Source organism: Rhodococcus sp. 05-2254-2 (assembly GCF_002259095.1).
Classification (GTDB): domain Bacteria; phylum Actinomycetota; class Actinomycetes; order Mycobacteriales; family Mycobacteriaceae; genus Rhodococcoides.
Genome location: NZ_NOZJ01000009.1, coordinates 351,157 through 377,206 on the forward strand (window position 1 = coordinate 351,157; position 26,050 = coordinate 377,206).

At 65.7% G+C, this 26,050-nt stretch carries 20 protein-coding genes and 1 pseudogene; 7 read left to right on the forward strand and 14 right to left on the reverse strand.

Annotated features, from left to right (window positions below):
* The first annotated feature begins 104 nt into the window (after positions 1-104).
* From CH283_RS16290 to CH283_RS16305, 5 genes and pseudogenes are all read left to right on the forward strand, one after another.
* Positions 105-2,222 carry a RecQ family ATP-dependent DNA helicase gene (locus tag CH283_RS16290; protein ID WP_094640216.1) on the forward strand — a complete coding sequence of 706 codons (2,118 nt, stop codon included), beginning with the start codon at positions 105-107 and terminating at the stop codon, positions 2,220-2,222.
* Positions 2,223-2,398: 176 nt separating this feature from the next.
* Positions 2,399-2,899 (forward strand): annotated as a pseudogene (ectA, locus tag CH283_RS28775) (diaminobutyrate acetyltransferase); the annotation flags it as partial.
* Positions 2,900-2,947: 48 nt separating this feature from the next.
* On the forward strand, positions 2,948-4,225 hold the full coding sequence (ectB, locus tag CH283_RS16295; protein WP_255183251.1) for a diaminobutyrate--2-oxoglutarate transaminase: 1,278 nt from the start codon (positions 2,948-2,950) through the stop codon (positions 4,223-4,225).
* Positions 4,226-4,266: 41 nt separating this feature from the next.
* The gene (locus tag CH283_RS16300; protein ID WP_032379201.1) at positions 4,267-4,665 is read left to right on the forward strand and encodes an ectoine synthase; all 399 of its coding nucleotides are present in this window, start codon (positions 4,267-4,269) and stop codon (positions 4,663-4,665) included.
* Positions 4,666-4,783: 118 nt separating this feature from the next.
* On the forward strand, positions 4,784-5,635 hold the full coding sequence (locus CH283_RS16305) for a Sir2 family NAD-dependent protein deacetylase (protein ID WP_094640217.1): 852 nt from the start codon (positions 4,784-4,786) through the stop codon (positions 5,633-5,635).
* Here the strand turns inward: CH283_RS16305 and proB are convergent.
* The 12 genes from proB to CH283_RS16365 form a co-directional block, all read right to left on the reverse strand.
* A complete protein-coding gene (gene proB / locus CH283_RS16310) occupies positions 5,608-6,747 on the reverse strand; it encodes a glutamate 5-kinase (protein ID WP_176460583.1) in 1,140 nt (379 codons plus the stop codon). The two genes, CH283_RS16305 and proB, sit on opposite strands and share 28 nt — an antisense overlap.
* Positions 6,748-6,749: 2 nt before the next feature.
* The gene (gene obgE / locus CH283_RS16315; RefSeq protein ID WP_037193128.1) at positions 6,750-8,201 is read right to left on the reverse strand and encodes a GTPase ObgE; all 1,452 of its coding nucleotides are present in this window, start codon (positions 8,199-8,201) and stop codon (positions 6,750-6,752) included.
* Positions 8,202-8,375: 174 nt separating this feature from the next.
* Positions 8,376-8,639 (reverse strand): 50S ribosomal protein L27, encoded by a 264-nt coding sequence (gene rpmA / locus CH283_RS16320; RefSeq protein WP_032379202.1) that lies wholly within the window; start codon positions 8,637-8,639, stop codon positions 8,376-8,378.
* 60 nt (positions 8,640-8,699) lie between these two features.
* A complete protein-coding gene (rplU, locus tag CH283_RS16325) occupies positions 8,700-9,011 on the reverse strand; it encodes a 50S ribosomal protein L21 (protein ID WP_032394581.1) in 312 nt (103 codons plus the stop codon).
* Positions 9,012-9,246: 235 nt separating this feature from the next.
* On the reverse strand, positions 9,247-12,675 hold the full coding sequence (locus tag CH283_RS16330) for a translation initiation factor IF-2 N-terminal domain-containing protein (RefSeq protein WP_094640426.1): 3,429 nt from the start codon (positions 12,673-12,675) through the stop codon (positions 9,247-9,249).
* Between the two features lie 505 nt (positions 12,676-13,180).
* A complete protein-coding gene (ndk, locus tag CH283_RS16335; RefSeq protein ID WP_094640218.1) occupies positions 13,181-13,594 on the reverse strand; it encodes a nucleoside-diphosphate kinase in 414 nt (137 codons plus the stop codon).
* A gap of 69 nt (positions 13,595-13,663) precedes the next feature.
* Entirely contained in the window at positions 13,664-14,053 is a 390-nt protein-coding gene (locus tag CH283_RS16340) for a DUF4233 domain-containing protein (RefSeq protein ID WP_094640219.1), read from the reverse strand.
* On the reverse strand, positions 14,050-15,480 hold the full coding sequence (gene folC / locus CH283_RS16345) for a bifunctional tetrahydrofolate synthase/dihydrofolate synthase (RefSeq protein WP_094640220.1): 1,431 nt from the start codon (positions 15,478-15,480) through the stop codon (positions 14,050-14,052). Before folC ends, CH283_RS16340 begins: the two co-directional genes overlap by 4 nt.
* Positions 15,481-18,156: a valine--tRNA ligase gene (locus CH283_RS16350; RefSeq protein ID WP_068052481.1), complete on the reverse strand. Its 2,676-nt coding sequence runs from the start codon at positions 18,154-18,156 to the stop codon at positions 15,481-15,483. It abuts the gene before it with no gap.
* 9 nt (positions 18,157-18,165) lie between these two features.
* Positions 18,166-20,157, reverse strand: a complete 1,992-nt coding sequence (locus tag CH283_RS16355; protein WP_094640221.1) for a S9 family peptidase — start codon at positions 20,155-20,157, stop codon at positions 18,166-18,168.
* Between the two features lie 28 nt (positions 20,158-20,185).
* Positions 20,186-20,971, reverse strand: coding sequence for a SigB/SigF/SigG family RNA polymerase sigma factor (locus CH283_RS16360; RefSeq protein WP_037193137.1), 786 nt, complete (start codon positions 20,969-20,971; stop codon positions 20,186-20,188).
* Positions 20,971-21,402 carry an ATP-binding protein gene (locus CH283_RS16365; RefSeq protein ID WP_068052491.1) on the reverse strand — a complete coding sequence of 144 codons (432 nt, stop codon included), beginning with the start codon at positions 21,400-21,402 and terminating at the stop codon, positions 20,971-20,973. Before CH283_RS16365 ends, CH283_RS16360 begins: the two co-directional genes overlap by 1 nt.
* Before the next feature lie 149 nt (positions 21,403-21,551).
* Between CH283_RS16365 and malQ the strand changes: the two genes are divergently transcribed.
* Entirely contained in the window at positions 21,552-23,759 is a 2,208-nt protein-coding gene (gene malQ / locus CH283_RS16370; RefSeq protein WP_094640427.1) for a 4-alpha-glucanotransferase, read from the forward strand.
* Positions 23,760-23,793: 34 nt separating this feature from the next.
* Entirely contained in the window at positions 23,794-24,633 is an 840-nt protein-coding gene (gene fdhD / locus CH283_RS16375; RefSeq protein ID WP_094640222.1) for a formate dehydrogenase accessory sulfurtransferase FdhD, read from the forward strand.
* Here fdhD and CH283_RS16380 read toward each other — a convergent pair.
* Positions 24,616-25,299: a CoA transferase subunit B gene (locus CH283_RS16380; protein WP_068052496.1), complete on the reverse strand. Its 684-nt coding sequence runs from the start codon at positions 25,297-25,299 to the stop codon at positions 24,616-24,618. The two genes, fdhD and CH283_RS16380, sit on opposite strands and share 18 nt — an antisense overlap.
* A complete protein-coding gene (locus CH283_RS16385) occupies positions 25,296-26,045 on the reverse strand; it encodes a CoA transferase subunit A (RefSeq protein ID WP_179272194.1) in 750 nt (249 codons plus the stop codon). The genes CH283_RS16380 and CH283_RS16385 overlap by 4 nt, the downstream gene beginning before the upstream one ends.
* Between the last annotated feature and the right edge of the window lie 5 nt (positions 26,046-26,050).

Below are 26,050 nucleotides of genomic sequence, written 5' to 3' on the forward strand. Positions count from 1 at the left end.
ATCGGAATCGGGATCGATCACCGCTGGTCCTCTCGGGCTGCACGGTCCGACCGTTTCCGACCGGCCCGCGTTGGATGTCGGTTGCTTGCTGCACGATGGAGCCTATGACAACGACCACGGAGCCCACGACCGGGAACTTGCGCGCGAGCGCAGAAGAGTTGTTGCGCGAACTCGCCGGCCCGGCTGCGGTGCTGCGGGAAGACCAGTGGACGGCCATCGAGGCCCTCGTCGTGCACCGGCGGCGGGCGCTGGTGGTGCAGCGGACCGGTTGGGGCAAGTCGGCGGTCTACTTCATCGCGGCGAAACTGCTTCGCGCACAGGGCCTCGGTCCGACGGTGATCGTCTCTCCACTGTTGGCGTTGATGCGCAACCAGGTTGCCTCCGCCGAGCGGGCGGGCGTCCGTGCTGCCACCATCAACTCCGGCAACATGACCGAGTGGGACGACATCCATCAGCAGGTCGCCTCGGGCGAGCTCGACGTGTTGCTGGTCAGTCCGGAGCGATTGAACAATCCGGATTTCCGCGATCAGGTGCTGCCGTCCCTGGCAGGTGATGCGGGCCTGGTCGTGGTCGACGAAGCACATTGCGTCTCCGACTGGGGCCACGATTTCCGGCCCGACTATCGACGTATCAGAACCCTGATCGCCGAGTTGCGCGACGGTATCCCCGTGCTCGCGACCACAGCGACGGCGAACGACCGCGTGGTGGACGACGTAGCGGCACAGCTGGGTGTCGGCGGCGGCGACACGCTCGTACTGCGCGGCGGACTCGCACGCGACTCTCTGCGCATGGCTGTGGTGAAGATCGCCAACGCCACCGAACGGGCGGCGTGGCTCGCCGATCACCTGAAAACCCTGCCGGGTTCGGGAATCATCTACACGCTGACGGTCTCGGCCGCGAAGGACCTCGCAGCGCTGCTCACCGATCAGGGCCACGTGGTGGCGTCCTACACCGGTCAGACGGATCCGACCGAGCGCGAATCGCTCGAAGGTGACCTGCTGGCCAACCGAGTCAAGGCCCTCGTCGCCACCTCCGCATTGGGGATGGGCTTCGACAAGCCCGATCTCGGCTTCGTCGTGCACATGGGGGCACCGTCGTCTCCGATCTCGTATTACCAGCAGGTAGGCCGAGCCGGTCGCGCCACCGAGCGCGCCGATGTGGTGCTGCTGCCCGGTCACGAGGATCGCCAGATCTGGAGCTACTTCGCCTCCGTCGCATTCCCCCGCGAGCATCTGGTGCGGCAGGTCATCGATGCCCTGAACACCGACAAGGCCCAGTCGACGCAGGCGCTGGAGCCCTTGGTCGAGCTCAATCGCAGCAGGCTGGAGATGGTGCTGAAGGTTCTCGACGTCGACGGCGCGGTCAGACGCGTTCGTGGCGGTTGGATGGCCACCGGGGAGCAGTGGACTTACGACGCGGGACGTTACGAGCGTCTCGAACAGGCCAGGGACCGCGAACAGCAGGCCATGATCGACTACCAGGGCACCGACGGCTGCCGGATGGAGTTCCTGCGGAGGCAACTCGACGACCCGGATCTGGGCGCACCCGGTAGCGAGTCCGACAGGTGCGGACGGTGCGACAACTGCACCGGTGAGCACTTGTCGGCGTCGGTGGATGCGGCTGCGGTCGACTCGGCACGGGCACGATTGGACCGGCCGGGCATCGACCTGCAGCCGAGAAAGCAGTGGCCCAGCGGCATGAAGAAGCTGGGTGTCTCGCTCTCGGGCAAGATCGCCGACCCACACGAACCCGGGCGCGTGCTGGGTCGACTCACCGACCTCGGCTGGGGCAGCCGGCTGCGTGCCCTGCTCGATGCACCCGATGCTCCGGCCACCGACGCATTGGAGAAGGCGTGCATCACCGTGCTCGCCAACTGGGACTGGAAGCAGCGCCCGACTGCCGTTCTGGCTCTCGACTCCCCCACCCATCCGGTGCTGGTGCGATCGATCGCCGAGCGATTGGCCGCCGTCGGAAAATTGGACGATCTCGGTGTCATGCAGGTCAGGGCTGGTCATCCGCCGGTCTCGGCGGCCAATTCGGCGTTCAGGGTCGCCGGGCTGGTGGACTCGTGGGACGTTCCGGACGTATCGTCCGTGACAGGGCCGATTCTGTTGATCGACCTGCTGACCGACACCGGGTGGACGTTCACCTGCGCCACGTCGGCTCTGCGAACTGCGGGTGCCGAAGCGGTGCTTCCGTTCGCTTTGGCGACACCGAAGTAGCGGTCCGTCGGAAGCGGGTGGTTTGAATTCCGTCGTTGCGGGTACAGCCAGCCGGGCGCCGGTGAAGTGACCAGCATCACATTGACGGGTTAACCTGGGGAAGCATGTCCGATTCCGGGGTCGATTTCCCGGCGCACTCGATATGCCTCGGCGACCTTGTTACGTTTGTATTTCCTATGAAGCCCGCATTGCTGAGAGGTACCCCGCTCACTGCGCCGGACGCAGTGAAGTTTCGTAAGCCACAGATCTCCGACGGAGTCCGGCTCTGGGAGATCGCAAGAGATTCGCGAGTTCTGGATCTAAATTCCAGCTACTCGTACGTGTTGTGGTGCCGTGATTTCGCGGCCACCACCGTCGTATCCGACATCGACGGCCGCGCAGTCGGTTTCGTCACCGGATACATCCGCCAGGACGCCCCGCGCACACTGTTCGTGTGGCAGGTCGCCGTGGATGCGGATCAGCGTGGCAAGGGACTTGCCGGTCGCATGCTGATGGAGCTGCTCGACCGCCTCGAGCCACAGGGCATCACGCATCTGGAAACGACGATCAGCCCGGACAACGAAGCGTCGATCGCAACCTTCACGAGCCTCGCACGTAAGCGAGGCACCGATATCGTCAGGTCGGATTTGTTCGCGCCCAACGATTTCCCTGATAGCCACGAAGCCGAGGAGCTCTACACAGTAGGCCCCGACGCGTCGCGGAATTACGAAAGGAACAAGCAGAACATGACCGAAAAGAACACCGTGACAACAGAGAAGCCCGATGTATTCGAGACCGTCGAGTCCGGCGTGCGTAGCTACAGCCGCCAGTGGCCCGCCGTGTTCACCACCGCGAAGAACTCGGTCATCACCGACGAGAACGGCAACGACTACCTCGACTTCTTCGGTGGCGCAGGCGCTCTCAACTACGGCCACAACAACGACTTGATCAAGAGCGCTTTGGTCGACTACATCACCAGCGATGGCATCACGCACGGACTCGACATGTCCACCGTCGCCAAGCGGGAGTTCCTCGAGTCGTTCAAGAGGAACATCCTCGATCCCCGCGGCCTGGACTACAAGGTTCAGTTCCCCGGGCCGACGGGCACCAACACCGTCGAGGCCGCACTCAAGCTCGCTCGCAAGGTCACCGGCCGCGAGGCGATCATCAACTTCACCAACGCATTCCACGGCATGACCCTCGGCGCGCTGTCGGTCACCGGCAACTCGATGAAGCGAGCGGGAGCCGGAATTCCGTTGGTGCACACCACTCCGATGCCGTACGACAACTACTTCGGCGGCGTCACCGAGGACTTCCAGTGGTTCGAGCGCGTGCTCGACGATTCCGGCAGCGGATTCACCCGCCCGGCCGCAGTGATCGTGGAGACCATCCAGGGTGAGGGCGGCATCAACGTCGCGCGCCCCGAGTGGCTGCGCGCCCTGGCCGAGCTGTGCTCGCGCCGTGAGATCCTGCTGATCGTCGACGACGTGCAGATGGGCTGCGGACGCACCGGCCAGTTCTTCTCGTTCGAGGAAGCAGGCATCACCCCGGACATCGTCACGCTGTCCAAGTCCATCGGTGGCTACGGCATGCCGCTGGCGCTGACTCTCTTCAAGCCCGAGCTGGACGTGTGGTCGCCGGGCGAGCACAACGGCACCTTCCGCGGCTTCAATCCCTCCTTCGTCACGGCGAAGGCCGCCATCGACCACTACTGGTCCGATGACAAGTTCGAGAAGGAAACCCTGGTCAAGGGCGAGCACATCCAGGACCGGTTCATGAAGCTGTGCGCCAAGTTCGACGGCATCTCCACCCGCGGCCGCGGCATGGTTCAGGCCCTGGTGTTCGACGACGCAGAACTCGCAGGCAAGGTGTCTCAGCTGTGCTACGACGAGCGTCTGCTCGTCGAGACCGCCGGCCCCAAGGACGAGGTCGTCAAGCTGCTTCCCCCGCTGACCACGACGATCGACGAGCTCGATCGCGGCCTGGACATCATCGAAAGTGCCGTCGCGAAGGTCCTCTCCTAGAGACCCGTTCGCACGCACCGAAATCGAAGGAGGACATCGACATGATCGTTCGTACCACGCAGGAAATCACCGGTACCGACCGCGATATCTCGAGCGAAGACGGCAACTGGCGCAGCAAGAGAATCATCCTCGGCGGCGACAAGGTCGGATTCTCGTTCCACGAGACGACGATCCAGGCCGGTACGGTGAACAACTTCCACTACGCCAACCACGTCGAGGCCGTCTGGCTCATCGAGGGCGAGGGAACGCTCACGGACCGCGAGACCGGCGAGACCTACGAGCTCGGTGCGGGATCGATGTACCTGCTCAACGGACACGAGCGCCATACTGTCGAGCCGCGTACCCAGATGCGCATGCTCTGCGTGTTCAATCCTCCCGTCGTCGGCAACGAGACGCACGACGAGAACGGTGTGTACCCCCTCGTCGAGGTACCCGCGTAACACCGGCACGTCCTCACGGCCCGCACCGACGCTATCCAGGTCGGTGCGGGCCGTTGGCGTATCCACGGTGCCCATCCGGCGAGGGATCGCTATCCTGGACGAAGTGAATGCAACCCCTGTGTCCGCGGCACCGTACGAGCAGCTGACTTCCCTGCTCGACGGGAAGACCGTCACCGTCGTCAGCGGCGCGGGCATGTCCACCGACTCCGGGATTCCCGATTACCGCGGTCCGCAGTCACCGCCTCGAAACCCGATGACGTTCCAGCAGTTCATCGGTGACGCCGAATTCCGCCGGCACTACTGGGCCCGCAACCATGTCGGGTGGCGACACATGGACGCCGCCGTGCCCAACGACGGCCACCGAGCGCTCGCCCGACTCGAACGGGCAGGCGTCGTCACCGGGATCATCACCCAGAACGTCGACATGTTGCACACCAAGGCGGGCAGCCGACGCGTCATCGACCTGCACGGCGTCTACGCCCGAGTTCGCTGCCTGAACTGCGAGCGGTTGATCTCGCGCTTCGAGTTGGCCCGCCGACTCGATCGTGCCAATCCCGGTTTCCTCGAGTCCGTTGCGCCAGCGGACGGCGTCGAGATCGCCCCCGATGCCGACGCCATCATTTCCTCGACCGCACACTTCCGCATGGTCGACTGCGAATCATGTTCGGGCATACTCAAACCCGACATCGTCTACTTCGGTGAGAGCGTACCGAAGCCGCGCGTGGCCGAGGCATACGATCTCGTCGACCGAAGCGACGCGCTGCTGGTGCTCGGATCCTCGCTGACCGTGATGTCGGGCCTGCGGTTCGTCAGACACGCGTCCAAGACGTCGAAGCCCATCGTCATCGTCAACCGCGGCACCACTCGGGGCGACGAATTCGCTTCTCTCACACTGCACGCCGGGTGTTCCGAGGTAGCGACCGCGTTGGCCGACGACGTCGATCAGGCAGGAACCAGATCGTCGGCATGAACCACCGGGCGCTGAAGCTCTGCGGCCAACTCCCCTGTCGACCTCCCGAGCATCCCGGCGAGTTCCCCCGAGTCGTACGCGACGACCCCGCGAGCCACCAGTACACCAGCGTGGTCGACCAACGAGACCACGTCTCCGCCGTGGAAAGCTCCCGTCACCGACGTGATACCAGCGGACAACAACGATCGTCGCCGCTCCACCACGGCACGCACGGCCCCGGCGTCGAGGTGCAGTTCTCCCGAAGCATCGGCAGCGTGACGGACCCAGAACTTGCGCGCCGACAATCGCGTCGGCCGGGCAGCGAAAGCGGTACCCACCGCGGACGTCGTCAGCGCATGGGCAGCATCGGATGCCGCGGCCAGTAGCACCGGAACGCCGGCGTCGGCCGCGAGACGCGCAGCGGACAGCTTGGAGGCCATTCCGCCGGTGCCGAGCGCTCCCCCCGAACCGGCGACGACACCGTCGAGATCCTCGGGGCTGGTCACTTCCGGGATCAGTGTCGCTCTGCCCTTGCGGGGATCACCGTCGTACAACCCGTCCACGTCCGAGAGCAGGAACAGTGCGTCCGCACCGACGAGGTGGGCGACCAGAGCAGCCAGGCGATCGTTGTCACCGAACCGGATCTCTGCGGTGGCGACCGTGTCGTTCTCGTTGACGATGGCCACGGCACCGAGTGAGCGCAACCGATCCAGGGTGCGCTGAGCGTTGCGGTGGTTGGTTCGCCGCGCGATGTCCTCGGCGGTCAGCAGAACCTGTCCGACCGTGCGCCCGTACCGGTGGAACGACGAGCTCCACGCATGAACCAGAGCGAGTTGACCGACGCTCGCAGCAGCCTGCTTGGTGGCCAGGTCCCGTGGACGCTTGGTCAGGCCCAACGGTGCCATCCCTGCGCCGATCGCACCGGAGGACACGACCACCACATCGGTGCCGCTGCGCATCCGAGACTCGATGGCGTCGGCGAGCAGATCGAGTCGAGTCAGATCCAGACCGGTGTCGAGGCTGGTGAGCGCCGAGGAACCGATCTTGACCACGATGCGCTTGGCATCGGCGATCGTGCGACGGGTATCGGTGAGAGCCTCTGCGAGCGAATCGGATTCACGCACCGCCGCCACGTCTACTCCTGTTCGGTATCGAGCCCGCGACGTACCTGGCGGGCATGCTTGCGTTCGGATGCGCCGATGCGCTCGACCTGATCGAGACGGGCATCGGTGCCACGGCCTGTCATCGTGATCTCGACACCGGCCGGAGTCTGCGGCTCCCAGTCGAACGACACGTCGCCGATGGTGACCGAAGCACCGGGCTGAGCGCCGGCCTTGATGAGTGCGTCCTCGACTCCGAGCCGCGCGAGGCGGTCGGCGAGGTAGCCGACGGCCTCGTCGTTGGTGAACTGCGTCTGACGCACCCAACGCTCGGGTCGGGTACCGCGAACGATGAAGCCGTCCGGGATGTCCGGATCCTTGACGACCTTGAAGCTGTCGTCGTTCCGAGCGACCGGGCGCAGCACCTGACGCCGCGGCTCGGGAGCCGGGTGCGCGGTTCGGTACTCCTCGACGAGCTTGGCCAACGCGAATGTCAGCGGCTTGAGACCGGCGCGCGTCACCGCAGAGATGGTGTACACGGGCCAGCCACGGGACTCGAACTCGGCGGTGACCATCTCGGCCAGCTCGGCACCCTCGGGAATGTCGGCCTTGTTCAACACCACGATGCGGGGCCGATCGGCCAGATCGCCGAGGCTGGCGTCCCCGGACAGCGCCGGCTTGTATGCGGCCAACTCGGCTTCGAGGGCGTCGACGTCGGAGATCGGGTCGCGGCCGGGATCCAGTGTGGCGCAGTCGACGACGTGCGCGAGAACGGCACACCGTTCGAGGTGACGCAGGAAGTCGAGACCGAGACCTCGACCCTGACTCGCGCCGGGGATCAGCCCGGGAACGTCTGCGACGGTGAAGGTGGTGTCTCCGCTGGAGACCACGCCGAGGTTCGGCACCAATGTGGTGAAGGGGTAATCGGCGATCTTCGGCTTCGCTGCGGACAGCACCGAGACCAGCGACGACTTACCGGCCGACGGAAAACCGACGAGGCCCACGTCTGCGACGGACTTGAGTTCGAGGACGAGCTCGCGTTCGATGCCCTCTTCGCCGAGCAGCGCGAATCCCGGTGCCCGCCGAGCCTTCGAGGCCAGAGCTGCGTTGCCCAGGCCGCCGCGGCCGCCGGGAGCAGCGTCGAAACGCGTTCCCTCGCCGATCATGTCGGCGAGCACGTTGCCCTTCTTGTCGAGCACGACGGTGCCGTCGGGAACCTTGAGAATCAGGTCCTCGCCGTTGGCACCCTCACGGTTGCCACCCATGCCCTGAGTTCCGTTGCCTGCCTTGGCATGGCTGGAGAAGTGGAAGTCGAGCAGAGTGTGGACGTTGCTGTCGACGACGAACACGACTCCGCCGCCCTGCCCTCCGTTACCGCCGTCCGGGCCGCCGAGAGGCTTGAACTTCTCGCGGTGAACCGAAGAGCAGCCGTTGCCACCTTTGCCGGCGCTGACGTGCAGCACCACGCGGTCGATGAATCGTGACATAGCTGTCTTCGATCCTTTCGTGAAAGAGAAAGCGGGAGAAAAAACGATAGGGGCGGACCGGTCTCATGACCCTGGTCCGCCCCTATCGGGAGCTGTGAACGTACGCCGTGGATGGTCGACACGAGCAGTTGCCCGGTCGCGTCGGCCATCGTGAGCGCCAGCGCTGCAGAAGGACTAGGCCTCCACAGCAACCGGAACGATGTTCACGGTCTTGCGACCGCGCTTGGCACCGAACTCGACTGCGCCGGGGGCGAGTGCGAACAGGGTGTCGTCGCCGCCACGGCCGACGTTGACGCCGGGGTGGAAATGCGTGCCGCGCTGACGAACCAGGATCTCGCCTGCGCCTACGGTCTGGCCACCGAAACGCTTGACGCCGAGGCGCTGAGCATTCGAGTCGCGACCGTTACGGGAGCTTGATGCGCCCTTCTTGTGTGCCATGTTGCATACCCTCCTCGGGGTGAATCAGCTTGGGAGAACTCAGGTCCTGCGGGGACCTGGTTACTTGATGCCGGTGACCTTGAGGACAGTGAGCTTCTGCCTGTGTCCCTGACGCTTGTGGTATCCGGTCTTGTTCTTGAACTTGTGGATGCGGATCTTCGGGCCCTTGGTGTGCTCGACGATCTCACCGGCGACCGAGATCTTCGCCAGCTTGTCTGCATCTGTGGTCAGGTCGGATCCGTCTACGACGAGGACCGGAGCAAGCGAGACAGCAGTGCCGGGCGCTCCCTCGATCTTCTCGACCTTGACGAGGTCACCAACAGCGACCTTGTACTGCTTTCCGCCGGTCTTGACGATCGCGTACGTTGCCATCGGAGGGCTACCCCTTGCTTCTTCGAACTTGCTCGCGTTGCGCATGGCAACACGACTGGTCTGGTAAAACGTGTTTGCTTGCTCCCTATCGGCCGGCCACGGCGATGTTCACCTAGGCCCGCTCGAGAACCGTTGCTTCCTGCAAGGCCACTACGGCACAGCAGAACGGTGTCACCGGGAGCGACTTATCAAGGTTACGGCAGAGAGACGGCCAGGGTCAAACTGCCCCGCGATGCTAGGCATCGATGTCCACCGGAGGCCCTGCAGGCCGCGCTGCTGCGCGCCGTCTGCGAGGACGTGCCGCCGGCACCTCCACCGGCTCCACGGACTGTTCGGCCGCCGCCGTGAGCGGAGCCGCCACCTCGTCGGGTGCCGTCCCTGCCTGGTCGGAGGTCGTGGCGTCCGCGGAGTCGTCCGCGGCAGGAACGACGATCACCATGCCCGCGTCGGGCGCTGTGCCGGTCGGCGCGGCTGCCTTGCGCGCCACCCTCCGTCCGCGTCGAGCCTTCGGTGCCACCGGCTCGGCGGAAGGCCGGTCGGCCTCGGTCTCGGTGGCCGCATCGGCTGCCGTGACGTTCGTCTCCGCGTCGGCCACCGCAGCAGCCGCAACCTCCACATCGTCGGCGGAGACCACGGTCACCTCGGCGTCGCCGCCGGGAGATTCGGGGGCAGGTGTCTCGACATCGGCGGGGCTGACGTCGGCCACCACGTCGTCGTGGTGCGCCGCCATGGCCAGCGCCACCGGGTGCGCCCGCTTGATCGACGGATCGACCACGGGGTGGTCCTGACCGTCTGCCGCACCGGCCCGATCGTTCGAGGAGGCCCGCTCGTTGCCGTCGGACCGATCGCTGCCCTCGGCCTTGTTGTCCTTGCCACGACGACGCCTGCTGCTCGTTCCCGAGTTGCCCGATTCCGAACGCGACGAGTTCGACCGACCGCCGTCGTTGTCCGGCTTGGCGTCGATGGGGAACGGGTGCACGACGATGCCACGACCCTGGCAGTGCTCACACGTGGTGGAGAACGCCTCGACGAGCCCCGTGCCGAGCTTCTTGCGGGTCATCTGCACCAGACCGAGCGAGGTCACCTCGGAGACCTGGTGGCGAGTCCGGTCGCGTCCGAGGGACTCGGTGAGTCGTCGGAGTACGAGATCGCGGTTGGACTCGAGCACCATGTCGATGAAGTCGACGACGATCATGCCGCCGATGTCTCGCAACCGCATCTGGCGCACGACTTCCTCGGCGGCCTCGATGTTGTTGCGAGTGACCGTCTCTTCTAGATTGCCACCCGAGCCGGTGAACTTGCCGGTGTTGACGTCGACGACGGTCATCGCCTCGGTGCGATCGATCACCAGGGTGCCGCCGGACGGCAGCCAGACCTTGCGATCGAGGGCCTTGGCCAGCTGCTCGTCGATGCGGTGCGCGGCGAAGACGTCGACGGAACTGCCGTCGGCCTCGTATCGGTGCAGCCGCTCCATCATGTCCGGGGCCACGGTCTCGACGTAGTTCGACGTCGTCGTCCACGCCTTGTCGCCCTCGATGACGAGCTTGGAGAAGTCCTCGTTGAACAGGTCACGGATGACCTTGACGAGCATGTCGGGCTCTTCGTACAGCGTCTGTGGTTGCACGCCCTTGCCGGTTTCGGCGTTGGCCGAGCGTTCTTCGATGCTGGCCCACTGCGCCTGCAGGCGAGTCACGTCGCGTGCGAGCTCTTCTTCGCTGACGCCCTCCGCTGCGGTACGGATGATGACGCCGGCCTCGGGAGGCACGATGTCGCGGAGGATCTCCTTCAGACGCTTGCGCTCGGTGTCGGGCAGCTTGCGGCTGATGCCGGTGGAACTTCCACCGGGCACGTAGACGAGGAAACGACCCGCGAGCGACAGCTGCGTGGTCAGGCGAGCACCCTTGTGCCCCACCGGGTCCTTGCTGACCTGGACCAGAACCTGATCGCCTGGCTTGAGAGCCTGCTCGATCTTCCGTGAGTTTCCGCCCAAGCCCGCAGCGTCCCAGTTGACCTCGCCCGCGTACAGCACGCCGTTGCGGCCACGCCCGATGTCGATGAAGGCTGCTTCCATGCTGGGCAGCACGTTCTGTACGCGGCCCAGGTAGACGTTGCCGACCATGGACGCAGTGGCACTGCTGGTGACGAAGTGCTCGACGAGCACACCGTCTTCGAGCACGGCAACCTGAGTGGTCAGCGGGTGATCCGGAGTCGCTTTCTCACGCACGACCATGACGCGGTCGACGGATTCGCGGCGAGCCAGGAACTCGGACTCGGTGAGGATCGGCGGCCGACGACGACCGGCATCGCGCCCGTCGCGGCGGCGCTGACGCTTGGCCTCGAGACGCGTCGAGCCCGTGATTCCCTGGACCTCGTCCCGGGGTGCCCGGCTCTTGTTGCGCGGCTCGCGCTCGTGCACGACGGTGTTGGGCGGATCGTCCTCGGACGACGCGCCCTCGGCAGCGGCCTCTGCTCCGGTCTTGCGCCGGCGACGGCGTCGACGACGACGGCTCGAGCCGTCTCCGTCCGAACCGCCGTTGTCGGAGTCGTCGTAATTGTCCTGGGCACCCGAATCGGACTCGTCGTCGCCGTCCTCGGCCGAAGAGTCCGCGGTGCGCGTGTCGTCGGAGGAATCGGTCGAATCGGAGTTCTGCCGGTCCGAGGTACGGCTGCGAGTGCGCGATCGACGCGAGCGTCGTCCCGAGTTCGACTGCTGCTCGTCACTCGACGAGGACTCGTCCGAGTCGGAATCGGTCGATTCTGCGTCGGCCGAATCAGTGGTCTCCGAGTCGCCGTCGGAATTGTCGTCGTTCGACTCGTCCGAAGACTGCTCGCCGCGACCACGGCCGCGTCCACGACGACCACGGCGGCGGCGTCGAGGCTGAGATTGATCGTCGTCCCCGTCACCGTCGGTCGATCCCTCGGCGGCGGTCGACTCGTCGGCCTCGGAAGAGGACCGGTCGGTCGAGACTGCAGACGTCTCGAGTGCAGCAGTCTCGGGTGCAGCGGTCTCCGGCGTCACCGCGGACTCACTGCCGTCGGTGTCCGTGCTGCTGCCGGTGCTGGCGACCTCGTCCTTGGGCGCTGCCTTGCGGCTGCGGCGACGGCGCACCGGGGGCTCCGCCGGTGACTCCGCCGATTCCGTCGCTGGGGCGTCCACGGCTGCGGGCTGCAGAAACAGCGGGGTGGTGAACGTCGTCGCGGTGGGCTGGTCGGTCGTTGCCGCGGACCGATCGGTCTCCGGCTCCGGAGCGGGCGCGCTGGTGAACAGCTGCGGCTCGGACCACGGGGCCTCGACGGCGGGTGCCTCGACAGGTTCCTCCGCAACCGGCTCCGGCTGCGCGGCAGTCGACGACTCGACTGTCTGCCCGGTGGGCGCTGTGGGCGCGTTGACCGAGTCACGAACGGACTCCGCGACGTCACGGCTCAGGCTCGACTGTGCACTGCGCGCTTCGATGCCGAGCTCACCGAGGGTGACGAGCAACTGCTTGCTGGTGACGCCCAGAATCTTTGCCAGAGCGTGCACGCGCAGCCTGGTCGGCAGCTCGATCGTGTCGGGTTGCGCCGACGACGCCGCGTCGGTTTCCACAGACGACACCGCGCCGGGAGGCTCCGTACGACCTGCGTTTGCGTTCTGTACATCTTCGGGCGGGCTTTGATCGGCCACGTAGTCTCCTCGGGCCCCCGGGCGCGTCCATCCGACTTCGGGTGTGACGCGGCCACGCGAGGGCAATCCTTGTGTACTCACGTCGGGTTGGACGTCAGCTGTTCGGTCTCGCTCCGCACCCGAGCCGATGACCACTTCGTAGTTCTCGGTGGTCGACGACAGCGTGTGCGGTGCCTGGCTGGATGGTGGTGTACCGGCGATCCGAGCGCCTGATCATCAAGCAAGAACGCGAACGAGCCTGTCTCTCGTTCGAGCATCTGCGATGACGGGCAGCGGATAGACGACAGTCATCCGATCGAATACACCACACCGGTCTAGCGAACTTCGGTGAAGCCTGGGCTTCGGGTGGAGCGTGAAACCTGTACGTACTGGTGCAGTGAAGTCGATCTGTCGTCGAGTATCCCACACGCTGTGATGCGTACTCGCCACGCCGCACCGTTCGGGTTCCGAGCGGATGCGGCGTGGCCGGAAGGAGGCGGTGCTTTTCGTGTCGAAGGCGGAACGGTCAGGCGAGGCCGGGGAACCAGAGTGCGATCTCGCGCTCGGCCGATTCCACGGAATCCGATCCGTGCACCAGATTCTGCTGACCGTCGAGGGCGAGGTCACCACGGATGGTGCCGGGAACCGCCTTGGCCACGGGGTCGGTGCCGCCTGCGATCTGACGGAACGCAGCGATGGCGCGCGGGCCTTCGAGAACTACGGCCACCACCGGTCCGGACGTGATGAACTCGAGCAGCTCGGGGAAGAACGGCTTGCTCTCGTGCTCCGCGTAGTGAGCCGAGGCCAGTTCGCGGGAGACGGTCTTGAGCTCGAGTGCGACGATGCTCAGACCCTTCTTCTCCACGCGGCCGAGGATCTCTCCTACGTAACGCCGGGCAACTCCGTCGGGCTTGATCAGTACAAGGGTGCGGTCGGTCACGTCGAGAACAGTAATGGAACACAGCGATGCGGCGCGCGCCGCATCGCCGAAACCGACAGGTTTCCCCTGTCAGTCGCGCTGCCCCGGCAGCATCCCCCGTCGGATTCGCTCGGTGATGTCACGGCGCAGGTACAGCAGATACAGCCACACGGCGATGAAGATCAGGCCGACGATGCCGATGGACAGATGGAACACCGTTCCGAACAGAACGAACACTTGCAGAATCAGATTGAACTTCATCGCCCAGGGCTCACCCTGCTTGCCGGCGCCTGCGATCATCGTGACCGCGAGGAGAACGATGTACGTGGTCGAAAACCACGTTGCACCGCCGCCCACGACGGCGACCACAGGCAGCGAGAGCAGAACGACGATGGCTTCGAGTACCAACGTTCCTGCACAGACACCGCGGAACCCCTTCCACGGATCGTTCGTGGGTGGTCTGAACTCTGTCTCGCTCACGCGGGGTCCTTTCCGAACAGAGTGCGAGCTGCACCGACGGTCACCACGGATCCGGTCACCACGACTCCGGCACCGGACACGGCCTCACCCGGCTCGGCGACTTCCTCGGCCAACCCGATCGCCGTTTCCAGCGCATCGGGCAGCGTCGACGCCACCACGACGCGTTCGTCGCCGAATTTGGCCACCGCGATGTCGGCCAACGCGTCCACGTCCATCGCCCGCGCGGACCCGTTGTGGGTGACGACGATGTCGTCGAACACCGGCTCGAGCGCGTCGAGGATTGCTCCGACATCCTTGTCCGCCATGACACTGACGACGCCGACGAGTTTGCGGAAATCGAATTCGTCGGTGAGGGCAGCGGCGAGCGCTGCTGCCCCATGTGGGTTGTGCGCGGCGTCGAGAAACACTGTCGGGGCGTTGCGCACCCGCTCGAGCCGACCCGGATTGACGATCGTGGCGAACGCGCCGCGCACGGTGTCCTGATCGAGTTGACGATCCGGACCCGCACCGAAGAAAGCCTCGACCGCCGCGAGTGCGAGCGAGGCATTGTGCGCCTGATGCTCGCCGTGCAAGGGAAGAAAGACGTCGGTGTACACCCCGCCGAGCCCCTGCAGTTCCAGTTGCTGGCCTCCCACGGCGATCTGCCTGCCGAGGACGGTGAATTCCGACCCGGCTCGGGCCACCGCCGCGTCCGCCTGCACCGCCGCCCGCAGCAGGACCTCGGACACCTCGGGCTGCTGCTTCGCCAGAATCGCGACGGTATCGCGCGGCACCAGCGATTCCGGTGCCTTCTTGATGATCCCCGCCTTCTCTCCCGCGATCGTCGCGAGATCGTCGCCGAGGAACTCGACGTGATCGAGGCCGATCGGGGTGATGACGGCAACGTCGCCGTCGACGACGTTGGTGGCGTCCCAACGCCCGCCGAGTCCGACCTCGATGACGGCAACCTCGACCGGGGCCTCGGCGAACGCCGCGAACGCCATGGCCGTGACCACCTCGAACTTGCTCATGCGGGGTCCGCCCGCTGCCTCGGACTGCGCGTCGATCATGTCCACGAACGGAGCGATCTCGTTGTAGGTGTCGACGTAGAGCCGCGGCGAGATGGGCCTGCCGTCGATGCTGATCCGCTCGGTCGCCATCTGCAGGTGCGGACTGGTGGTGCGGCCTGTGCGCCGGTGGAACGCGGTGAGGAGCGCATCGATCATGCGGGTCACCGAGGTCTTGCCGTTCGTGCCCGCGACGTGAATCGACGGATACGCCTTCTGCGGCGAGCCGAGCAGGTCCATCAGCGCCGAGATCCGAGCCGTCGACGGCTCGATCTTCGTTTCGGGCCAACGCTTGTCGAGCTCGGCCTCCACGAGTGCGAGCTCGGCCAGATCGACCGGGCTCGGCGGAGGCAGGGGCAGGGCCTCGTCGGATTCGGTCACTTAGGTTCCCATCGATTCGAGCCGCGCCGTGATGCGTGCGATCTCTTCGCCGGCGATCGTCTGGCGTGTTCTGATCTTGTCCACCACCGCATCCGGTGCCTTCGCGAGAAACGCTTCGTTGCCGAGCTTGCCGGTGGTCTGCGCGAGTTCCTTCTCCGCAGCCGCGAGATCCTTCACCAGTCGGGCCCGCTCGGCGACCAGGTCGACGGTGCCCGAGGTGTCGAGTTCGACGACCACGGTGGCCTTGCTCAGACGCACCTCGACCGACGCCGTCGCCGCGAAGTCCTCGGCGGGCTCGGTCAGTCGAGCCAGTGCGGTGACCGCCGAAATCTGCCCGTCCAGATCCGATTCGGAGACTCCGACGATGCGGGCCGCCACCTTCTGGGACGGCTTGAGTCCCTGATCGCTGCGGAACCGACGGATTTCGGTGATGAGTCGCTGCATGTCTTCGATGCGCTGTGCCGCAACAGAATCCAGCGAATCGGTGGAGGCGGTGGGCCACGCGGCGATGACCAGCGACTCGCCGCCGGTGAGCACCTTCCACAGCGTTTCGGTGACGAACGGAATCACCGGATGCAGCAGTCGCAGCAGGGCGTCGAGAACGTTGCCGAGAACCCCGCGCGTGGTGACGGCGATGGCGTCGTCGGCGAACTGCACCTTGGCGATCTCGAGGTACCAGTCGCAGACCTCGTCCCAGGCGAAGTGATAGAGCGCCTCGCAGGCCTTGCTGAACTCGTAACGGTCGAACGCCGAATCCACCTCTGCCCGAACCTGTTCGAGCCTGTCGAGGATCCATCGGTCGGCGTCGGTCAGCTCGGACCGCGACGGGAGATCGGCCGGTGCCGCGCCGTTCATCAACGCGAACTTCGTTGCGTTGAACAGCTTGTTGGCGAAGTTGCGCGAGGACTGCGCGTGATCCTCGCCGACGGACATGTCGGCACCGGGGTTCGCGCCGCGGGCGAGCGTGAAGCGCAGCGCGTCGGCACCGAAACGATCGACCCAGTCGAGAGGATCGATGCCGTTACCGCGCGACTTCGACATCTTCTTGCCGAACTGGTCTCGAATCAGGCCGTGCAGAAACACATCTCGGAACGGAACCTGCGACCCCTGCTTGCCCGCGGTGATCGCGTCGTCCGCTCCGACGTAGGTGCCGAACATCATCATGCGGGCGACCCAGAAGAACAGGATGTCGTATCCGGTGACGAGAACGCCGGTGGGATAGAACTTCTCGAGATCGGCGGTGGCGTCGGGCCACCCCATCGTCGAGAAGGGCCACAGCCCGGACGAGAACCAAGTGTCGAGGACGTCGGGATCCTGCTCCCAGCCCTCGGGCGGCGTCTCCCCCGGTCCGAGGCAGACGGTCTCGCCGTCGGGTCCGTACCAGATCGGAATCCGATGACCCCACCACAGCTGACGCGAGATGCACCAGTCGTGCATGTTGTCGACCCAGGCGAACCAGCGCGGTTCCTGACTCTTGGGATGAATGACGGTGTCGCCGTTACGCACTGCGTCACCGGCCGCCTTCGCCAAGGTGTCGACCTTGACCCACCACTGCAGCGACAGACGTGGCTCGATCGGCTCACCGCTACGCTCGGAGTGGCCGACGCTGTGCAGGTAGGGGCGCTTCTCGGCGACGACGCGGCCCTGCTCGGCGAGTGCTTCACGAACCTTCACGCGCGCCTCGAAGCGATCCATACCGTCGAATTGCGTTCCGGTATCGGCGATCCGGCCTGCCTTGTCCATGATCGAGGGCATCGGCAACGAGTGCCGCACGCCCATCTCGAAGTCGTTGGGGTCGTGTGCCGGGGTGATCTTCACTGCGCCGGTGCCGAATTCGGGGTCCACGTAGTCGTCGGCGATGATCGGGATCTGTCGTCCGGTGAACGGGTGCTCGAGGGTGGTGCCGACGAGAGCCTTGTACCGTTCGTCGTCGGGGTGGACCGCGACTGCGGTGTCGCCGAGCATCGTTTCGACTCGGGTGGTCGCGACGATGACATGTGGCTCGGAATCGTCGAGCGAGCCGTATCGCAGCGACACCAGTTCGCCGTCGACGTCCTCGAACTTGACCTCGATGTCGGAGATGGCGGTCTGCAGCACCGGCGACCAGTTGACCAGTCGCTCGGCGCGGTAGATCAAACCGTCGTCGAACATCCGCTTGAACATGGTCTGGACGGCCTCGGACAGGCCGTCGTCCATGGTGAAACGCTCTCGACTCCAGTCGACACCGTCGCCGATGCGTCGCATCTGCCCACCGATGGTTCCGCCGGATTCACGCTTCCAGTCCCAGACCTTGTCGATGAACGCCTCGCGGCCGAACTCTTCCTTGGTCTTTCCGTCGGCGGCGAGCTGCTTCTCCACGACGGTCTGCGTGGCGATGCCCGCATGGTCCATGCCCGGCAACCACAGCACCTCGTACCCGAGCATCCGCTTGCGACGGCTGAGCGCGTCCATCAGCGTGTGGTCGAGAGCGTGGCCCATGTGCAGGCTGCCGGTGACGTTGGGCGGGGGCAACACTATGGAATAGGGCGGCTTGCCGCTGGTCGCGTCGGCTTCGAAGTACCCGGCGTCGACCCAGGACCGGTACAGCTCCGCCTCGACCGCACTGGGATCCCAGCTCTTGGGCAGGTCGATCGAATCGGCGGGGTTCTCTGAGTGCTCTGGCGCTGAACTGGTCACCGGTCGATTCTAGTGGCCGAGGATTCGGGGCATCGACACCCTCTCGCCCAGCACGTGCTGGGCCAGGAACGCCAGCACCACCTCGTACCAGACCTTGGCGTGTTGCGGACTCAGAATCCAATGGTTCTCGGCCGGGAAGTAGAGAAAACGGTGCGAGGTGTTGCCCTCGTCGTCGGCGGGCAGGCCGGATTCGCTGAGCAGTTCGTACCACAGCCGTAGGCCCTCGCCGATGGGCACGCGATAGTCCCTGTCGCCGTGGATCACCAGCATCGGCGTCGAGATGTCCGCGACGAACAGGTGCGGGGAGTTCTCGACCGCCATCTCCGGAGACATTTCCCGCGCCCAGTACCACGGTGCATCCGTCGTCGGGCCGAATTGATCGAGCGCCCACAGGCTCGCATGGGTGACGATGGCGTCGAACCGATCGGTGTGTCCGGCGATCCAGTTGGCCATGTAACCGCCGAAAGATCCGCCCATCGCCGCGGTGCGGGTCTCGTCGATCTCGGGTAGCGCGACCGCGACGTCGGTCAAGGCCATCAGATCGGTGAACGGAGCCTTGCCCCACGCTCCCCAGCCTCGCTCTACGAACTCTTGGCCGTACCCGGTGGACAGCGCCGGATCCGGCAGCAGCACGGCGTACCCGCGGGCGACCATCAGCCATGGATTCCACCGCCACGACCAGGTGTTCCACGAGCCGAGCGGGCCACCGTGCACCCACAGCAGCAGCGGTGCGGGTGTCGCGTCCGAGGCACCCTCGGGCAGCGCCAGCCAGCCGCGCACCCGGGCACCGTCGTCGACGACGGTGTCGATCTCGGTGAGAGTTCCGGGCACCGGGCAGCGGTCGACGGAGGTGTCGAGGTCGCCGACGGTGCCGTCGGACAGGTCGATCGAGACCGGATGCGGGGCGGCGAGATAGGACGCGGCGAGGGCCAGCACCCTGGTTCCGTCCGAGGACACGTGGACGTGGGTGTACGCGTCGTTCGTGTTCGTCAGCCGACGCGGCTCCGCGCCCTCACGCACGACGAAGATCGGGGACCGGCCGTCGTCGTCCGCGGTGACCAATACTCCCGACCCGTCCGGCAGCCACACCGGGTCGATCGGCCACCGATCCCAGCCGGGAGCGAGATCGACGACCGAAGCCGACTCGAAATCGTAGCGCTGCAGCGTCATTCGAGGCGCGTCCTCGGGAGTGGAGAGCGATTCACGCACGAACACCACGGACGTGCCGTCCGGCGAGATCGCAGGCGCGCCCAGGTCGGCATCGACGTCGTCGACGATCGTCGTGCGCTCCCCCGTCGCGGTGTCGATACGCACCAGCACCGTCCGCACGGTCGCCAGAGCGCCGGGGACGGACCAGGTGGACACGACGAACGAGCCGTCGGCACCGACATCGAAGGCCGCTTCGTGCAACGCGCCGGCCGCATCCGGCGTCAGATCGCGCAGTCCGGTCGAACCGTCCGACGATCCCGCGAACAGGTGCGGCGTCGCAGGCCCCAGATCGTGATCCCAGAAACGCACCGGGACTCCGGTGTGCAGAATTGCATCCACCTTGTTCGCCTTGCGCTCGGTGCGCAGGGCGTCGTCGTCCTCATCGGTGCTCGACGATCCGAACACCGGCGAGAGCCCGACGAGCCCGAATCCGGAACGCGCAGTTCGGACCTCGCTCAGACCGGCGGCCCTGGTCTCGAGAACGCGCGCCTCACCGCCCGAGGCAGGCAGAATCCACAGCCGAGCCGGATCGTCCTTGCTCGATGTGCGAGAGAACAACAGATCGCCCGCCGAGGTGAACACCGGAGCACCCTCACCCCACTCGCCGTGGGTGATGCGCCGGGCGGGCGAACCGCCGTCGACATCGATCTCCCACAACGACGTTCGGTACTCGGTCCGCGAATCGTCCAGTGCGGCAACCACGACCACCGCCCGTGAGAAATCTTGCGATGCAGCCAGGCCCGTGACCCTGCGGGCTCCGATGTACTCGTCGACGTCGTCGTACATACTCATCCCGCGAGCCTAGCTTTGCCGGTCGAGTTCAGTCCTCGCCGAGGTCCTCGCGCAGCTGAGCGAGCGTGCGAGCCAGGATTCGCGAGACGTGCATCTGCGAAATCCCCACCTTCTCCGCGATCTGAGTCTGGGTCATCGACCCGAAGAATCGGAGCACGACGATTCGACGCTCACGCTCGGGCAACTTCTCGAGTGCAGGCCGCACCGCGAGGTAGCTCTCCATCTTCTCGAGTTCGGGATCGTCGGCACCGAGGGTGTCCATCAGCGGCAACCGATCCTCGCTGACCACCGAGTCGACCGAAACGGTCTGATACGCGCTGCGCGCAAGCAAAGCCTGCGAAGCTTCCTTGACGTCGATCCCCAGTTCGGCCGCGATCTCGCTCGCGGTCGGAGCTCGGCCGAGCTTCTGCGAGAGCGATCCCACCGCCTGGGAGATCATCGAGTTCAGTTCCTTCATGCGCCGCGGCACTCGAACCGACCATCCGGCGTCGCGGAAGTAGCGGCGAGCTTCGCCCATGATCGTGGGCACGGCGAACGACACGAAGTCCGAACCGCGTTCGATGTCGAATCGGTCGACCGCGTTCACCAGACCGAGACGTGAGACCTGCAGCAGGTCCTCGTGTGCTTCGCCGCGGCCGCCGAAGCGGCGTGCGATGTGTTCTGCGAGAGGCAGGCAGCGGGTGATGATGCGATCGCGCAGCACTCGGCGCTGCGGTGAATTCTCGTCGAGCGCCTGCATCTGCTGGATCAGCGCGACAACGTCGCTGTAATCGTCGGACTCTCGCCGTGTGCTTCGTTCGTGCGGCACAGGCACTAGACCTTGCTCCTCCGCTTGACCACGTCGATCGCGACCGTGTGACCGGCATCGCCCTCGACGGGGTCGTCGGAGCGCAGCTCGATGGCGTCGGTCAGCGTCTGCAGCACGTGCCAGCCGAAGCTGTCCTTCTTCGGCACGGATGTGGGTGCCAACGTGGAGGTGACGACGATCCGGATTCCGGAGTCGCTCACCGCAAACGTGCACGAGAGCTCTGCATCGGTGACCGAGCCCTTGATCAACTGCGAACACACCTCGTCCACGACCAACTTCACGTCGGCGATGTCGTCGAGCGTGAAGTCGCTGAGCACTGCGAGGGTTTCGGCGACCGCGCGGACCACCGGAAGCTGGTCGGCCTCGGCGCGCACCCTCAGCTCGACCGGTGCACCGGAACCTCGCTCCAGTTCTTCGATCTTGCTGACCCCAGCCATCCGCACTTCCTATCGTCGCCGAGCAGTCGTTTTACCGTTCGCCGACCCAGACTACCCAGCTCGGCATGTTTCAATCCTGGCAGTCGAGCAACCGGGCCCGCACATCGTTCGAATCGCAGCGGTGGCCGGTGAACGAAGCCCCGGCCGGCATGACGCGGGCGCGGCGAACTGGCACGATCATCGGTGTGGACTACTCGCAGGCACTTCGCTCTCTCGCCCGACGCCTCGGCACATCGACCTCGTACCGAGGCTGGGACGACACCGAACACGAAGTGAGTGACGACACCCTGCGTCAGGTGCTCGCCGCGCGCGGCTACGCAACCGAATCGACCGAGGACGTCGACCGAGCTCTGGCCGACATCGAGAACGCGCCGTGGCGGCGCCTGCTTCCGCCGGTGGTGGTGGCCACGCAGGGCACCGATGCCGTGGTGTGGGTCCATGTGCCACACGGCAATCCGGTCGAGGTCTCGATGGTCTCCGAGGACGGCGAGACCATCGAGGTGACCCAGGCCGACGTCTGGGTCGATCCCCGTGAGGTCGACGGCCGCCTCATCGGTCGTGCCACGTTCGTCGTTCCGAGCAGTGCACCGCTCGGTTGGCACAGCCTGACCGCGACGACGATCAGCGAGGACAACACGGTCCGGACGTCGGACACGGTTGTGGTGGTCACTCCGAAGTCGTTGTCACCCAACGCAGAACTGGCAGATCGGCAGCGGACGGGCTTGCTCACCCAGCTGTATTCGGTGCGATCGAGACGATCTTGGGGAATCGGCGATCTCGGTGATCTCGAGGACATGGCCGACATCGTCGGCCGCGAGCACGGCTTCGACTATCTCCTCGTCAATCCGCTGCACGCCGACCGACCCACCACACCGGTCGAGGCGTCGCCCTATCTGCCGACCACCCGCCGGTTCTTCAACTCGCTCTACATCCGAGTGGAGAACATTCGTGAAACCGCGCTGCTGTCACCGGAACAGTTCGGCAAGGTCCGGAAAGCGGCGAAGCGGTTCGACAAGGCCAACAAGCGAACCGGAAAGCTGAACAGAGACTCGACCTTCACGGCGAAACTGCGTGCCCTGGAACGTGTTCACAAGGTGGAACGGAGCCCGGCGCGCGAATCCGCATTCCGCGCGTTCGTCGAACGCGAGGGTTCCGGACTGCGCGATTTCGCGGTGTGGAGCGCCCTGGCGGAGAAGTTCGGACCCGAGAATTCGGCCTGGACCGACAAGGCAGCACACCCGCGGACCGACTTCGTGCTCGAACAGCGCACCAAGCTCGCCGAGCGCATCGACTTCCACATGTGGCTGCAGTGGATCTGCGACGAGCAGTTGGCCGCCGCGCAACGCTCGGCACTCGATGCTGGGATGGACATCGGCATCATGCACGACCTCGCCGTGGGCGTGGCGCGCGGCGGAGCCGATGCCTGGGCGCTCGGTGACGTATTGACGTCGGGAGTCACGGTGGGCGCGCCGCCGGACAACTTCAACCAGCAGGGCCAGAACTGGAACCAACCCCCGTGGGATCCGGACCGACTACGCGAACTGGCGTACGTCCCCTACCGCGACATGCTGCGCACGATCCTTCGTCATGCCGGCGGTATCCGCGTCGACCACATCCTGGGTCTGTTCCGCCTGTGGTGGATTCCGCAGGAGGCCGAGAATGCCGGCGGCGGAACGTATGTCGAGTACGACCACGAGGCGCTGATCGGCATCCTGGCCCTCGAGGCCGAGCGGGCAGGCGCGGTGGTGGTCGGCGAGGATCTCGGTGTCTTCGAGCCGATGGTGCAGGAGTACCTCACCGAGCGCGGCATCTTCGGCACCTCGATCCTGTGGTTCGAAGCGGACGAATCCGGGCCCATTGCACCCGAGGACTACCGCACCCTGTGCCTGACGTCGGTGACCACACACGATCTGCCCCCGACGGCCGGATACCTCGAGGGTGAACACATCGACCTGCGGTCCCGTCTCGGCCTGCTCGAACGAGACATCGAGGCCGAGAAGGACATCGACGCAGCCAAGCGCGAGGCCGTTCTCGACCTGGCGCGCGAGCGCGGATTGCTCGGCGCCGACGCCGACAACCACGAGACGGTGGAAGCTCTGCATCGCCTCGTCCAGCGCAGCCCGTCCCTGCTGATCGGTGTCGCTCTCGTCGACGCCGTCGGCGAACACCGAATTCAGAACCAGCCCGGTACCGACGAAACCCAGTACGAGAACTGGAAGATCCCGTTGGCCGACGCGAAAGGCAAGCGTGTGCTCGTCGACGACCTCGTCGATCACCCGCGCCTGGTCTCGTTGGTGAGCGCAATGGCCGACCGAGTCGACGGCCCGACGACACCGGGGTCCACAATCGAAGAATGAGTCACCCACGTCACCGCGAATCCGGCCGATACTGATGGGCCGCATCACCACCCGCCGGCCCGTTGTCCGACTCCGAGGTGAGCACCGCGTCGAACGTCCGGACACCCTCGTGGTGGAGGAGCCGCTCGAGTTGCGGGTGAACGGCGCAGCGCTGGCCGTCACCATGCGCACTCCCGGCCACGACGTCGAGCTCGCTCACGGGTTCCTGCTGACCGAGGGTGTGATCGCCTCGGGTGCCGACATCGCAGCGGCTCGCTACTGCGACGGGGTCGACGACGACGGTGCGAATACCTACAACGTCCTCGATGTCACCCTGGCCGCGGGTGTCGCTCCGCCGGAGACCGGCGTCGAACGCAACTTCTACACGACGTCCTCGTGTGGGGTGTGCGGAAAGGGATCGTTGGACGCAATTCGCCTGCGCACCAAGCATTCCCCCGTGGCCGATTCCGTCGTCGTGAACTCGGACACTCTCACCGGGCTACCCGACACGTTGAGGGCTGCGCAGAAGGTCTTCGATACGACCGGCGGCCTGCACGCCGCCGCCCTGTTCACTGCGGACGGCGAGATGCTCGTCCTGCGTGAGGATGTCGGTCGCCACAATGCCGTCGACAAGGTCGTCGGCTGGGCGGTGACCAACGATCGAATTCCCCTGCAGGGCACGGTGCTGATGGTCAGCGGCCGCGCCTCGTTCGAGTTGGCCCAGAAGGCGGTGATGTCCGGAATACCGATTCTCGCGGCGGTCTCGGCCCCGTCCTCGCTGGCGGTCGACCTCGCGACCGAATCCGGTCTGACGGTCGTCGGCTTCCTCCGCGGCCGGTCGATGAACATCTACTCCCACGCCGACCGCGTTCTCGTCTCAGACGGTAGTGCCTGAGTCGTTCCGCAGGCTCCACTCCTGACCGGCGTCGACCAGTAGTTCGGCCGCGGTCGCGTTCCTGACCTCGTCCACGGACACGCCCGGTGCGGTCTCGACGAGACGGAGACCGTTCTCGGTGACGTCGAGAACGGCCATGTCCGAGATGATCCTGTGTACGCAGCCCTTACCGGTCAGCGGCAGGGTGCACTGCTCCAGAATCTTCGGCTCGCCCTTGCGGGAGACGTGCTCCATCATCACGATGACGCGTCTCGCTCCGTGCACCAGATCCATCGCGCCACCCATGCCCTTGACCATGTGCCCGGGAATCATCCAGTTCGCCAGATCACCGGTGGCGCTGACCTGCATCGCCCCCAGTACGGCGACGTCGACCTGGCCGCCGCGGATCATTCCGAACGACTGCGCGGAATCGAAGTAGGACGCACCGGGAAGGACCGTGATGGTCTCCTTGCCCGCGTTGATGATCTCCGCATCGAGTTCGTCCTCGGTGGGATACGGTCCGACGCCGAGCACCCCGTTCTCCGAATGCAGGATCACCGAGACGTCGTTGGGGATGTAGTTGGGCACGAGGGTCGGCATGCCGATGCCGAGATTGACGTACTGACCGTCGCTGAGCTCCTGTGCCACCCGTGCCGCCATCTGTTCGCGGGTCATCTTCTCGCTCATGCTCGTACCGTCCTCTGCTCGATGCCGACCTCGACCGGTCCGACGTGGACCACCCGCTGTACGTGGATACCCGAGGTGTGCACCTCGTCGGGTCCGATCTCACCCGGCTCGACGAGATGCTCGACCTGCGCGATGGTGATGCGTCCCGACTCCGCGGCGGGCGGATTGAAGTTTCGCGCACTGGCGTGGAACACCAGGTTCCCGTGACGGTCCCCCTTCCACGCGTGCACGAGCGCATAATCTGCGACGATCCCGCGCTCCATCACGTAGGTGACGCCGTCGAACTCGCGTGTCTCCTTCGGCGGACTGGCCAGTGCGATTCCGCCGCTACCGTCGTAGCGCAGCGGCAATCCCCCGTCGGCGACCTGGGTGCCGACGCCTGCGGGGGTGAAGAACGCGGGGATCCCGGCACCGCCTGCGCGCAGCCGCTCGGCGAGCGTGCCCTGCGGAGTGAGCTCGACTTCGAGTTCTCCGGACAGGTACTGCCGTGCGAATTCCTTGTTCGAGCCCACGTAGGAGCTGATGGTTCTCCGAATGCGGTGCTGCATCAACAGAACGCCGAGACCGAAGCCATCGGTTCCGCAGTTGTTGCTGATGGTCTCCAGATCTGTCGCACCCTGCGCGAGCACGGCGTCGATCAGTATTTCCGGCACTCCGACCAATCCGAATCCCCCGACGGCGATCGAGGACCCATCAGGGATGTCCGCTACGGCTTCGGTGGCGCTGGCCACGACTTTGTCCAACATGAGAT